The sequence below is a fragment of the Bacteroides stercorirosoris genome (assembly GCF_900142015.1).
Classification (GTDB): Bacteria; Bacteroidota; Bacteroidia; order Bacteroidales; family Bacteroidaceae; genus Bacteroides; species Bacteroides stercorirosoris.
On sequence record NZ_FQZN01000004.1, the window covers coordinates 66,711 to 81,105 of the forward strand.

Below are 14,395 nucleotides of genomic sequence, written 5' to 3' on the forward strand. Positions count from 1 at the left end.
CTTCAATGCTTTGCTGTTTCGCATTTTGGAAGTATATTTGTCATCGTTGCAGAATACTCCTGCATGAATAAACAGATAAAATTAAATTGCAATGAAGATTATCGGTAGTGAATGGAGATTAGGGCATTGGTTTGCGGTAGCATCAGCTTCGGATACCTATTATGTGAAGCTGGCTAACAGAATACGCGATTATATACGTTTTGCCGATCTTAATGACCTATTAACGGATTTTGAACAGCACAATCTGGCGAAACTCATTACTTTCTATTTTGAAGATGTTATTTCCGATGTGGGGATATGGCGTGCTTTTGTTACGGCCCATAAGGAAATGTATGGCAAGTATCTGCCTTTCTATAACGTGGATGAATCGCAATATTATGCGGATGAAATAAACCTGGAAGATATTTGTTTCCTCATATGGATGGGCGTACAGCAATATCAGAAAGGAGTTTTTATCAATCCTGAAAATCCGGGACTGATGCAACTGGCGGATAAGCTGTATGCCCTGTTGGATAAAGAGTTTGAGAATGCACCCATCAATACGGAACTGGTAGAGAAAATGTATAAGTCCGAATGGTTTGAAGATTTCTATTTGCTGAAAGATTGGTGTGCACAGTTTTATAGGAGCGCCTATCTGTTGCAGGACGAACGTGAATGGGATCACCAGGATGAGGTGGATGAAGAATTCTCCGAAATGTTAGAAGACGATAACGTAAGAGATTATGCTGTGGCGTCTTATTTGGCTATTAATTCCAAAATAGGCCCTTTGGCATTGACCGTACCCGAATGGGCACAATATATACTGAAAAGCAAGGGCATGAACCGGGAAGCGGAGTTATTGGCCGGCATAAAGTGTTTGCCCTATAATCTGTATTTGCTGAAGGAGCATGATGCGGATGTACTGGTAGTGGAAAGCCTGGATGGAACAGTTTATACGGTAGACCGTTCGTCCATGGATTCTTTGCAGGATGACATTCTGGAGAAGCATAACGCATTGCTCACTTCTTTGGCTTTTTATGATAGTGATAACTGGCAGGTTTGCGGCATAACCTCATGGGTTGAGAGTAGCGAAGTTTTTTATAAGATGCGTGAGGAGCAGGAAGAGGAGAAAGCGAGCGACCGGGAATTGTATGATAAATTGCTGCAAGTGACTGGAAACTACCCGTTGATTTACTTTGCCGGCTGTGAGGATTTGATGCAATGGCTGGGTAAGCACATTGGATTTTCTCCGGATTTTGTGCCAACGGAAAGGATGGAAAATGGCAGGAACATTGCAGTCTTTATTCTTCCGGACGGGCAACTTTCTATTCTTCCGGATGGAGCCCTTTATATAAAGGATGAGCGGAATCCTTATTATAATCCGGAGCAGGCGAAGAGGCAGGCACTTAAAGTTATAGTTGAACCGTCTATGACATCAAAAGAAATGCTTTACTATCTGTTGGAACGCCAGATGCTGCCTGATGCACAGATTAATTCGCTGCAAGGCTCCGAACGTGGGCGGCAATTAATTCAGGAGAATATTGATTTTGTGGCCCGTTTCAGCCGTAGATATAAATATTAAGGAGGGGATGCTCAAAGTGACTTTTGCCTCCTCTTGCATATAGACTTTTTCGGTACTTTGACCTAATACAATGAAGATGAGAAGAATTTATTGGCTGTTGATATTGATACCGGTTTTTATTGGAGGATTATTGGCTTCGTGTACCCGGAATGAGCCTCGTTTCCGTATCGGGGTATCGCAGTGCAGTGATGATGAATGGCGCCATCAGATGAATAACGAGATGCTGCGTGAAGCACTCTTTTACGATGGGGTAGAGGTGGACATCCGTACCGTGAAGGATGACAATGTCCGCCAGATAGAAGACATCCGTAACTTTATAGAAGAAGGTGTAGATTTGCTTGTAGTTGCTCCCAACGAAGCCGCTCCTATTACTCCGGTGGTGGAAGAAGCCTACGACCGGGGAATTCCCGTCATTGTATTCGACCGTAAGATACTTTCCGACAAATACACCGCTTACATCGGTGCGGACAATTATGAAATAGGAAAGGCGATAGGCCGCTACGTGGTTAATATGCTTCAGGGGCAAGGTAATGTAGTGGAAATATCAGGCTTGACAGGTTCCACACCGGCGATGGACCGCCATCAGGGATTTGTCTCCGCCATTTCACCTTATCCCGGTATTAAACTTCTGGCAAGTGAAGATGCCGGATGGTTACGCTCCGAAGCAGGGCAGAAAATGGATACCTTGCTGGCACACTTCCCTCAGATAGATGTGGTGTATGCCCAGAATGACCGTATGGCGGCAGGTGCTTATGCCGTTGCCCGGCAGAAAGGCAGGGCGGGAGAGATGCGCTTCATCGGTACGGATGCCCTGTCCGGTGAAGGCTACGGCGTGGAACAGGTGTTGAAAGGAGAACTGGATGCCACGTTTATTTACCCTACCGGTGGCGACCGGGTGATACAGATGGCCATGGATATCTTGAACAAACGCGGTTTTCCGCGCGAGACCATATTGAGTACTTCCGTTGTGGATGCCACCAACGCCCAGATAATGCAGATGCAGACCACGCACATCGCCACCCTTGACGGAAAGATAGAAACCCTGAACGGAAAGATGAACCATTATCTTGACCGTTATGCAACGCAGCAAGTAGTACTGTATGGTAGTCTCCTGGTACTTTTACTGGTCATTGGCCTGTTGGTTGCCGTTTATATTTCTTTGCGCACCAAGAATCGTCTGAACCGCGAACTTTCCCGCCAAAAGGAGAAACTGGAACTCCAAAAGCTACAACTAACCCAGCAAAAGGAACAACTCATCCAGCAGAAGGAGCAACTGGAACAACTATCCCACGAATTGGAAGCGGCCACCCATGCCAAACTGGTTTTCTTTACCAATGTTTCCCACGATTTCCGTACTCCGCTGACACTGATTGCCGACCCTATCGAACAGCTTCTTACTGATAAATCCCTCGGAGAACGTCCCCGCCAGTTGTTGGAACTGATGAAGAAGAATGTGAATATTCTCCTTCGCCTTGTCAATCAAATCCTCGATTTCCGTAAGGTGGAGAATGGGCGTATGGAACTTCATCTGGAGCCTTTCGACCTGTTGGGCAATTTCCGTAGCTGGAACGATTCCTTCCGCATGGCCCTGCTGAAAAAACATATCTCTTTCTCCTTCGAAGCCATGCCCGATGTGGATTTCCGCATCATGGCGGACTGCGAGAAGATGGAGCGCATCTACTTCAACCTGTTGTCCAATGCCGTGAAGTATACCCCTGAGAATGGAAAGATAGTCGTGAGCCTGCAAGCCGATGTCGCGAGCCTTCGCTTCTCTGTCTTCAACTCCGGCAGCTACGTTTCCTCCCAGGAAGTGGATGCCATCTTTGAGCGTTTCTATCAGATAGATGGTCATCAGGCGGGCACAGGCATCGGACTGGCTCTTGTACGCGCCTTTGTAGAAATGCATGGCGGGCAAATCACTGCTCAGAGTGATGAGAAGGGAACGACATTTACCGTCCTTCTTCCGGCTCAGAGCATTTCCCAATATCATCCTACCGTGGTGACGCTGCCTGCCGAAGAGACGGAAGTTTCCGCTACGTTAGTGGAAAGCGAGTTATCGGCTGATGAAGAGGAGGCAGGAGCAACGGGACGTCCCACAGTATTGGTTATTGATGATAATGCCGATATCCGTCATTATGTAAAGACGCTGCTCGCCGAAGAATATCGGGTACTGGACGCACCGGAAGCAGCTACAGGCATACGCCTTGCCATGAAGTACGTCCCCGACGTGATTGTTTCCGATGTAATGATGCCCGGTATGGATGGTGTGGAGTGTTGCCGCCGTCTGAAAACAGAATTGCAAACTAGCCATATCCCTGTCATTCTTCTCACTGCCTGTTCGCTCGACGAGCAACGCATCCAAGGATACAATGGAGGTGCGGACTCTTATATCTCCAAGCCTTTCAATTCGCAATTGCTCTTGTCCCGTATCCGTAATCTGATAGATTCCCGTCGTCAGCTTCGACAGTTCTTCGGTGATAACCAGACGTTGGCGAAAGAGAATATCAGCGATATGGATAAGGATTTCGTTTCCCGTTTCAAGGCTCTTGTGGAAGAGAAGATGAGAGACGCGGAACTGAATGTAGAGGACTTGGGCAAGGATATGGGATTGAGCCGTGTACAACTTTACCGTAAGTTGAAGTCACTCACCAACTATGCGCCCAATGAACTGCTGCGTCAGGCTCGCCTCAAAAAGGCGGCTTCTCTGCTTGCTTCTTCGGAGATGACGATTGCGGAGATTGCCTATGAGGTTGGTTTCTCTTCTCCTTCTTATTTCACGAAGTGTTACAAGGAGCAATTCGGTGAAAGTCCTACGGATTTCTTAAAGAGAAAGAATTTATAGCTTTACAGGGGGAGGAAACAATAATAATTGCCTACTTTTGTAGTCTGAAACAGGAATAGACATTTTATGAAATACAATCTTTGTTGCATTGGATATATTACTTTGGATAAAGTAGTTACTCCGAAAAAGACAGTGCACATGCCGGGGGGAACATCTTTCTATTTTGCACATGCCATCAAACATTTAAGTACAGAAGGTTTTCAACTTGTCACTGCTTTGGCGAATAGCGAAATGCCGGTGGTAGATGATTTGAGGAAAGAAGGTATTGAAGTGAAAGTTCTTCCCAGTGCCCGTTCTATCTGTTTTGAGAATATTTATGGTGAGGATACCAACGAACGGAAACAGCGTGTGACGGCGAAAGCCGATCCTTTCACGGTTGAAAGTCTGCAGGATGTGAATGCCCGTATCTATCATTTGGGCAGCCTGTTGGCAGACGATTTCTCGTTGGAGGTCATCAAGTCTCTTGCTGGCAAAGGTTTGCTTTCTCTTGATGTGCAAGGCTACTTGCGTGAAGTGCGGGATGAAGAAGTGCTGGCAGTGGACTGGACCGAGAAAGAGGAGGCTTTGAAGTATATCCATATCCTAAAAGCCAATGAGTATGAGATGGAGGTTCTTACGCAGTGTGTGGATCCTTATGATGCCGCATTGAAACTGGCGGATTGGGGAGTCAAAGAAGTATTGCTGACATTGGGGGATAAAGGTTCGCTTATCTATGTAGACGGACGTTTTTATGAAATACCTGCCTATCCGGTGGAGAATGTGGCAGATGCTACCGGTTGCGGAGATACTTATATGGCGGGTTATCTTTATATGCGTAATAAAGGCGCTTCCTATCAGGAGGCCGGTTGCTTTGCTGCCGCTATGTGTTCGGTGAAGTTGCAAAGCTATGGTCCGTTCAGCGGAACGGAAGAGGAAGTTCTGGAACTGATAGGAACAGTTATCAGTCAATAATATCAATCAAATAGTATCTCAAATTCTTCTCCCGGGGAGGAGGGAAATTTGAGATACTACAGTTTACAACAATACTTGCTTATTTCAACATCTGCGGCAAGTTTTCCCTTCCCCAGAAGTAATAGACAGCCAGACCTATCCAGCTAGTCAGCAATACAAGGATGGCAACCAATAGTTTTTTCACTCCATCCACATTCCATCTCATAATTTCGAGTACTGCTTTGACGGCAAGCACTACACCGATAATCCAAATAATAAATCCGATCATAATGTTCGTTGTTTTAATTTGATTTAGAAACAAATAAAGGCTACAACCGGTTCGCGGTGCAGCCTTCATTTTTCAGAGTTTATATTTTCTTATTTCAATGACTGAAATTATTCAGCATCTGCACCCCAGTTTTCACGCGCCAAACGCTTGTAGCTGTTGTAACGCCACTTAGCATTGTCTTCAGCTGCCTGGAACAGTTCAGCAGCTTCCGAAGGATATTGCTTCATTACTGATGAGTAACGAACCTCGCTCTTCAGGAAGTCCTGGAAGCCAGCCCAATCCGGTTCTTTGCTATCCAACTGGAACGGATTCTTGCCTTCAGCTTCCAAAGCCGGGTTGTAACGCCACAAGTGCCAGTAACCACACTTAACAGCCTTTTCTTCCTCAGCCTGGCTCTTACCCATACCTGCCTTCAAACCGTGGTTGATACACGGAGCGTAAGCGATGATGAGTGACGGTCCGGGATAAGCTTCAGCTTCACGGATTGCCTTCAGAGTCTGAGCCTGGTCAGCACCCATAGCAATCTGAGCTACGTAAACGTAACCGTAAGTAGTAGCCATCAGACCGAGGTCTTTCTTGCGTACACGCTTACCGGCAGCAGCAAACTTAGCGATAGCACCCACCGGAGTAGCCTTAGAAGACTGACCACCTGTGTTAGAGTAAACCTCAGTATCCAGAACCAGGATGTTAACGTCCTTACCGCTGGCGATTACATGGTCAAGACCACCGTAACCGATATCGTAAGAAGCACCGTCACCACCGATGATCCACTGGCTGCGTTTTACTAAATATTGAGTCAAGCCTTTCAGTTCCTTGCTGATCGGGCAGCCGGCAGCGATGCCTTGCTCGATGATAGCCTCGATCTGAGGTGCAAGTTCTTTAGTCTTGTCTGCATCGTACATGTTTTCAATCCATGCTTTCAATACTTCCTTAGCTTCAGCAGGAGCATTTTCGCCTTCCAGAATCTGGTTGAACAGTTTCACGATACGGTTGCGCATCTTTTCATTAGCGAGCTCCATACCTAAACCAAACTCACAGAAGTCTTCGAACAGAGAGTTTGCCCAAGCAGGACCTTGACCCTTTTCGTTCTTAGTATAAGGAGTAGAAGGTACTGAACCGGAGTAGATAGAAGAACATCCTGTTGCATTAGCTACCATTTCGCGGTCACCGAACAACTGAGTGATCAACTTCACATACGGAGTTTCACCACAACCGGAGCAAGCGCCTGAGAATTCAAACAACGGAGTAGCGAACTGAGAGTTCTTTACGTTAGCTTTAACATCAACCAGATGTTGCTTGCTTGCTACCTTTTCAGCGCAGTAATCCCAGTTAGGAACTTGGTTCAACTGGCTTTCCAGATGTTTCATAGTCAAAGCTTTGCCACCCTTCTTCGGATTACCCGGACAGATGTCGGCGCAGTTACCGCAACCCAGACAGTCGAGAACGTCAACCTGGATACGGAATGTCATGCCGTCGAATACTTTACCTACAGCTTTCAGCATTTCGAAGTTTGCACCCTTCTGCTCTTCAGCATCCAAAACGAACGGACGGATAGAAGCGTGAGGACAAACATAAGCACACTTGTTACACTGGATACAGTTTTCAGCATTCCATTCAGGAACGAAAGCAGCTACACCACGTTTTTCGTATTTAGCTGTACCCTGATACCAAGTACCGTCTTCAATACCCTTGAATGCAGATACGGGCAATAAGTCACCGTCCTGTGCATTGATCGGACGAACTACTTCGTTGATGAATGCAGGATCGTTGTTTTCAGTCTTAGCATCGTCAGCCAGATTAACCCAAGCAGGATCAACGGTCAATTGCTTGTATTCACCACCACGGTCAACGGCAGCATAGTTCTTGTTTACGATATCTTCACCCTTCTTACCGTAAGACTTCTGGATGAATTTCTTCATCTGTTCTACAGCCAGGTCAACAGGAATTACGCCTGTGATACGGAAGAATGCAGATTGCAGGATTGTATTGGTACGGTTACCCAAACCGATTTCCTGTGCAATCTGAGTTGCGTTGATATAGTATACAGAGATGTTGTTTTTAGCGAAATACTTCTTCACGCGGGTAGGCAGGTTCTTAGCCAGTTCTTCGCCTTCCCAGATTGTATTCAGCAGGAAGGTACCGTTCTTGCGCAAACCACGGGTTACATCATACATGTGCAGGTAAGCCTGAACGTGGCAAGCCACAAAGTTCGGAGTGTTTACCAAGTATGTAGAACGGATCGGAGTATCACCGAAACGCAAGTGAGAACAAGTGAAACCACCTGACTTCTTTGAGTCATAAGAGAAGTAAGCCTGGCAGTGTTTGTCGGTATTGTCACCGATGATTTTCACAGAGTTCTTGTTAGCACCTACTGTACCGTCAGCACCCAGTCCGTAGAATTTAGCTTCGAACATGCCTTCGCCGCCCAATGCGATTTCTTCTTCCTGAGGAAGTGAAGTGAAGGTTACGTCGTCTACGATACCGATAGTGAAGTGGTTCTTCGGCATCGGCATAGCCAGATTCTTGAATACGGCAATGATCTGAGCAGGAGTAGTGTCCTTAGAACCCAAACCGTAACGGCCGCCTACGATTACCGGAGCATCAGCTGCACCATAATAGCAGTCTTTTACATCGAGGTACAACGGTTCGCCGTTAGCACCCGGTTCCTTCGTACGGTCAAGAACTGCGATAGTCTTAGCAGTCTTAGGCACGGCAGCCAGGAAGTGCTTAGCAGAGAACGGACGATACAAGTGTACGGCAACCATACCTACCTTTTCGCCATTAGCCATCAAGTGGTCGATAGCTTCGCGGGCAGCTTCGGTTACAGAACCCATAGCGATGATTACGCGTTCTGCGTCTTCAGCACCATAGTAATCGAACAAGCCGTATTTACGTCCTGTGATTTTAGAAATTTCATTCATGTATTCTTCTACAATAGCAGGAACTGCTTCGTAGTAGTTGTTGCATGATTCACGGTGTTGGAAGAAGTGGTCGGGGTTTTCAGCCATACCACGGGCAACCGGATTCATCGGATTCAATGCGCGGGCACGGAATTCAGCCAAAGCTTCCTGGTCGATCAGCGGAGCGAGATCGTCGTTTTCCAACATCTCGATCTTCTGGATTTCGTGAGAAGTACGGAAGCCGTCGAAGAAATTAACGAACGGTACACGAGCTTTGATAGTTGACAAGTGAGCAACACCGGAGAGGTCCATAACTTCCTGTACAGAACCTTCTGCCAACATAGCGAAACCTGTCATACGGGTTGACATAACATCCTGGTGGTCACCGAAGATACACAGAGCATGAGAAGCCAGTGTACGGGCTGATACGTGGAATACGCAAGGCAGGAATTCACCGGCAATCTTGTACATATTCGGGATCATCAGCAACAGACCTTGAGATGCAGTGTACGTTGAAGTCAACGCACCGGCTTGCAATGAACCGTGAACGGCTCCGGCAGCACCGGCTTCCGATTGCATTTCCTGTACCAATACTGTTTCGCCGAAGATGTTTTTGCGTCCTGCGGCAGCCCATTCGTCTACGTACTCAGCCATCGTAGAAGAGGGAGTGATGGGATAGATAGCAGCTACTTCAGAGAACATATACGAGATATGCGCAGCAGCCTGGTTACCATCACAAGTAATGAATTTCTTCTGTTTAGTCATAACTAAATTGAATTATTATTAAGTGAATAAATCTCAATATAAAAAGCCGAACATCCAGAGTGGAATCTGATTCCCTCTTCCTATTTCCGCTTTGTGCAGGGCGTAGGTGACGCCGGGATTGTTCTTAATCTTCATTCCTTCCGGACAAATCTTGAAAGGCATCACATCGTCCACCAGGAACGACATATTCTTGTCGCCTTTGTTCACTTTATGGTCTTTCCATAAGGTGTTTGCGAAGAAGGTGTCCAGCACATCCTGTTCTTCCACTTTCACGGGATAGATGGAATACATCAGGTTGGAGTTGTGCATCATTATCTTCGATGGCTTCTTGGGGAATTCTTCTCCCTTCGGATATACCATATTGATGAGGCGTGCATCTGCCAGATATTTGATGTAGTTCATCACCGTGGCACGGGATGTCTGTATATCGTTTGCCAACTGGCTTACGTTCGGTGCTTTCGGACCGTCTACTGCCAGCATATAAAGCAGTTTTTTTATTTTAGGAAGATATTTCAGTTCGATCTGCTTGACAAGCAAGATATCTACTTCCACCATCATGTTCATGGTCTTCAGCAGATTCTCCGAGAAATTGCGCTTTTCCAGGAAGAAAGGGTAAAAACCGTGATGCAGGTAATCCTGCAAGTAATCCAACGGACGTACTTTGGAGAGAATACCTTTGGCTATCTGTTCGTGATTGCTCAGAATCTCTTCCAGAGTATAAGCGCGGAATTTCATTCCGGTTTGCAGGTTCAGGTATTCGCGGAAAGAGAAACCACGCAGGTTGTAACTCTTCACGATGTCACGCAGTTCCAGGTTCTCTTCTTTCAGTCGCATCACGGACGAACCGGTGAAGACGATTTTCAGATTTGGGAAACGGTCGTAGCACATACGGAGTTCCCGACTCCAGTCCGGGTGCTTGAACACCTGGTCTATTAACAATACTTTTCCGCCGCGACGTTGGAATTCGTATGCGAAATCAACGATACTGAAATTGGAAAAGTAGAAATTGTTCATATTGATAAAGAGACAGGAACGGTCGGTTCCGAATTTCTCTTTGGCGTATTGCAGCAGAAACGTGGTTTTACCTACACCGCGCGTTCCTTTAATACCGATAAGGCGATCGTTCCAGTTGATCTCATCCATGAGGTCACGGCGAACGGGGGCATTGGTATGCTCAACAAGATAGGCGTGTGTGCGGTAGAATGCTTCCATGCTGTTAAATTCGGTTTATCGGGCGACAAATATACACCTTTTTTGTAGAATTGCAAAGTAGAGATGGCAAAATATCTTTTTTCTTAGTTAAGTTTATATATTTGCTTTATCAGGTTTTTCTCCGTAAGTTTGCACCCGCAAAAAAATAAAGATTTATAAGTGTATGAAACTCTACGTATTTAACCCCGACACAGACATGGCACTGGCTAACAATGAGGAAAATTATATGGCTCCCGCCTCTGTCCGCCGCATGACTCAAGATCTTGCTTTATTACCCGTTTGGTATGCTCAGCCCGGCAGTGCGGTACTTGCTCCTTCGGCTTATAACGCCGATTACCTGCAAAAAATGAAACAATTGTTCCCCCTTTCCGTACAATTGGTTACCGAACCGGAGTTGCCCGATTATGCAGACTCTCAAGTCGTGCCGTGGGGATGGAATCTGGCTTTCCGCAAGCGGATGCTGAAAGGCGGCATCGCCGAACATAAACTTCCTATGGAAGCGGAGTTGCGCGAGTGTCGTATGCTCTCTTCCCGTGCGTATGGGATGGCTCTTGCTCTGACGTTTGAACTGAATAAAACCCTCAAACGCGTTTGTGGACGCCATTTTCTGATATCAGGAGAGGGAAAGGAATTCCGCGTTCCGGATATAGTCGATGATTTTAAGGACGGCTACCTGTTCAAGTCCGTGTGGTCGGGCAGCGGAAAGGGGTTGCGTTGGTGTCGCCGCGGTCTGGCGAAATCTACGGCTGATTGGTGTCGTCGGGAATTAGCGGAACACGGAGCTCTTATACTGGAACCTATATATAAAAAGGAGGGAGATTTTGCCATGGAATTCTACTCCAATGGCAGGGGGAAGGTACTGTTTAGCGGCTACTCGCATTTTATTACGGATGAGAAAGGTGCTTATCGTGGTAATATGTTGGTTTCTAATGAGGAAGTGGAACAGTGGATTCTACGGTATATCCCTTTGGAAGCATTTGTGGGCATTCGTGAGTATTTGCAGAAAGTTATAGAAGGAATTTATGGCAGGCATTATTCCGGTCCTATGGGGATAGATATGATGATCTGTCCGGATCAGAGAGGATATCCGTACGCCATTTATCCACATGTTGAAGTTAATGTGCGCATGACTATGGGGATGGTTGCCCGTCAGCTTTATGATAATTTCGTCGTTCCCGGTAGCAAAGGAATCTTTAATGTCGACAATTTCCCTTCTGCCGAAGCCTTGCGGGCGCGGCATGAACAGGATATGAAGGATTATCCTTTGGTAGTGGAGAACGGAAAGATCGTTTCCGGTTATTTGTCTTTGGTGCCGGTAACTCCTCAAAGTAAGTACCGGGCTTATGTGCGGGTGGAGGTGGGGTAACCTCCATGAACCTCACGGAACCTCACATAACCTCACGAAACCTCATTTAACCTCACATAACCTCACGAAACCTCATTTAACCTCACATAACCTCACGGAACCTCTCGTAACCTCCAGCCATTCCACACGCTATTCTTATCTTTATGGCTTTAAACTAACACATAAAGAAAAGATGAAAAGGAATTTCTATCTGCAACATCCGCTGATGGCGATGTACGATCCCAGAATGGAATATTTGCTGGAGAAGGAAAAGCTCAAGGGAACGGGAGCTTATTGGTTTGTAATTGAGAAACTGGCTATGTTGCCCGACTCATGCGGGGATATGAAGTATCTGCGCCCTTTCTGTAAAGACTATAAAATTTCTTTTGCCTATCTCAAAAAGATTATCTTCGGTTACGGACTTTTTGATTTTGAAGAGGACGGTTCTTTCATGCCTGCCGAACTGAATCCGATAGGCCAACGGGTGCAGGTACGGAAAGAAATAGATGGGGATGAAGATGAAAAACGAGAAGAAATTGCTCAGATAAATACCTCAAAAACGTTTAAAAATGCATCAGAATCATCCGTTTTTGAGCCGAAAAATGACGAAAAACAGCAAAAAACATCGGAAAAAAATGACGGGAATAATGCTGAAAATTCAGTTAAAGTGTTGAGCAATAGTGCTGTTTATGAAAAAGCGAATGCAACTAATAAAGAGAATATAAAAGATATAATAACAACATCATCATCAAAAAAAGAAAAAGAAAAGACTGCTGTTGATGATGATGATGATTTTTCCAATGCCGAACTTCATTGTCCGTTTGCTGGACTTTATTGGTTGGATGCCACACTTCATCGTCCCCAATGCCGTATCTTAGCAGGTGAAATGCCACATCCTATCGCCTGCAATGCCACACCTCGCACCTGTTCAAGTGTGGCGTTTCCTCCGTTCAGGTGTGGCATTGCAGACGCTGAAGTATGGCATTGGAAGAGCTACCTGCACGCTTCGCTTTCATTGCCGCAACGGTCCACGGCAGTGACGGCAAAATATCTCTTTGCCGTCCAGAAGCGGACGGGGGCATACGTGTATTCCGTTCCCTGTACTCGCTGGGCAATGATATTTTCCGGATTGGAGGTATCTACCGGATAAGTGTCCGAGCCGTAGATGACGTAGGCCGGTACATTGCGTTTGTCATTGTCCGTGGCAGGCATCCAACTGAGGTGGGTGTAACCGTCAGGTTGCCGGGTGACGGTGAGGTGGGTAGGGGCTGTCGGTGGAACGTTGTCTATCCATGGCATGGCGGGTTGCAGGGCAGGAGCGGTATAGAAGTTTTCTTCCAATGCGTCGTACAGTCCTTGGGTGTTGTCCATCAGATACTTCACGCGATAGTGGGCCTGACCTGCCAGTTTATGGGCACGGGTAAAGTTCATCTGGCGTTCCACCTCGTCCAGTGTCCAGTTGCCTTCGCTGGGGTCGAGGAAGTAGATGCCTAGGCCGGGGATGATTTGGCGTCCGTTGCTTTGTTCCTGCCAGTCGAGGACAAATGGGTAGAAATGATTACCGCGAAAGTAAAGCATGGGATATATCTGGTCTTGAATACCTTCGCCCAACCATCCTTGTGCATCCTGGTAGACTGTATGGAAAGCATTCCAACCACGGGAGGGATATCGCGAGGTATCTCGATATTTGCCTACGGGACAAGTGCTTACCTTTACCCACGGCTTCAAGGCTTTTACGCCTTTGTAGAGATGGCGGACAATTTCTGTGATGTTGTCTCTGCGCCATTGGGCGAGGTCACGGCCTTTGCCGTATTTGCGGAAGTCATACGTATCGGGAAAGCGCGGAGCATTCTCCGGGTAACGCAGATAGTCGAAGTGCATGCCGTCCACATCGTAATTGTTCACGACTTCGCGGACAAGGCTCATCAGGTATTCTTTGGTTTCCGGGTGTCCGGGGTTGAGGAAATATTCCCGTTTGTAAGGCACACAGATAGAGGCTTTCTTTTTAGTGACGGACTCTTTGCCCAAAGAGGTGACATGGCGGCGGTTGCCTAGTGGAATAGCCACCATCCAAGCATGACATTCCATTCCACGTTTGTGGCATTCTTCTACGGCAAAAGCCAGTGGGTCATAGCCCGGATCTCCAGCAGTCTTACCGGTCAGGATGGAATTGAAAGGCTCTATTTTTGAACGGTAAAGCACGTCACCCCGTGTGCGTGTCTGAAACAGGACGGTATTGAAGTTGGCGGCTTTCAGCCGGTCCAGTATCTCGATAAGTTCCGCTTTCTGCTTCCGGACACCTTCGGGCGTGGTGGCGCGGGAACGGGGCCAGTCCAGGCCATAAACGGCGGTCACCCAGGCGGCGCGTACTTCGTATTTGGGCGGACAGGCAGGAGTTTCGCCGGGGGATGGAGATTGCGCAGCGAGAGGCAGAAGAAAAGCTGCAAATAGTATAGCAAAAAATAGCTGTTTCATGATAAAATGGTTTTGTAAATGATAATTTACCAGCGTAGCGCTGGAGCAAGGTTCTCCTTCGGCGTGCAAGTAATCT

Annotated in this window: 8 protein-coding genes; 4 read left to right on the plus strand and 4 right to left on the minus strand. The window is 46.8% G+C overall.

What is annotated here, in order from left to right:
* Positions 1-91 precede the first annotated feature (91 nt).
* From BUC01_RS04505 to BUC01_RS04515, 3 genes are all read left to right on the plus strand, one after another.
* Positions 92-1,561, plus strand: coding sequence for a DUF3843 family protein (locus BUC01_RS04505; protein ID WP_025831609.1), 1,470 nt, complete (start codon positions 92-94; stop codon positions 1,559-1,561).
* Between the two features lie 76 nt (positions 1,562-1,637).
* Positions 1,638-4,403, plus strand: coding sequence for a substrate-binding domain-containing protein (locus BUC01_RS04510; protein WP_317044866.1), 2,766 nt, complete (start codon positions 1,638-1,640; stop codon positions 4,401-4,403).
* 66 nt (positions 4,404-4,469) lie between these two features.
* Positions 4,470-5,354, plus strand: coding sequence for a PfkB family carbohydrate kinase (locus BUC01_RS04515; protein WP_025831612.1), 885 nt, complete (start codon positions 4,470-4,472; stop codon positions 5,352-5,354).
* A gap of 79 nt (positions 5,355-5,433) precedes the next feature.
* On the opposite strand, the gene BUC01_RS04520 is transcribed toward BUC01_RS04515, so the two are convergent.
* The 3 genes from BUC01_RS04520 to BUC01_RS04530 form a co-directional block, all read right to left on the minus strand.
* On the minus strand, positions 5,434-5,622 hold the full coding sequence (locus tag BUC01_RS04520) for a hypothetical protein (protein WP_025831613.1): 189 nt from the start codon (positions 5,620-5,622) through the stop codon (positions 5,434-5,436).
* A 107-nt stretch (positions 5,623-5,729) separates the two neighbouring features.
* Complete coding sequence (gene nifJ, locus BUC01_RS04525) at positions 5,730-9,287, minus strand: pyruvate:ferredoxin (flavodoxin) oxidoreductase (RefSeq protein ID WP_073312871.1); 3,558 nt, start codon at positions 9,285-9,287, stop codon at positions 5,730-5,732.
* A gap of 33 nt (positions 9,288-9,320) precedes the next feature.
* The gene (locus tag BUC01_RS04530; RefSeq protein ID WP_025831615.1) at positions 9,321-10,499 is read right to left on the minus strand and encodes an ATP-binding protein; all 1,179 of its coding nucleotides are present in this window, start codon (positions 10,497-10,499) and stop codon (positions 9,321-9,323) included.
* A gap of 163 nt (positions 10,500-10,662) precedes the next feature.
* Here BUC01_RS04530 and BUC01_RS04535 point away from each other — a divergent pair, with 163 nt between their 5' ends.
* Positions 10,663-11,865, plus strand: coding sequence for a hypothetical protein (locus BUC01_RS04535; protein WP_025831616.1), 1,203 nt, complete (start codon positions 10,663-10,665; stop codon positions 11,863-11,865).
* Positions 11,866-12,837: 972 nt separating this feature from the next.
* Here the strand turns inward: BUC01_RS04535 and BUC01_RS04545 are convergent.
* Positions 12,838-14,319 (minus strand): glycoside hydrolase family 10-like protein, encoded by a 1,482-nt coding sequence (locus tag BUC01_RS04545; protein ID WP_073312922.1) that lies wholly within the window; start codon positions 14,317-14,319, stop codon positions 12,838-12,840.
* Between the last annotated feature and the right edge of the window lie 76 nt (positions 14,320-14,395).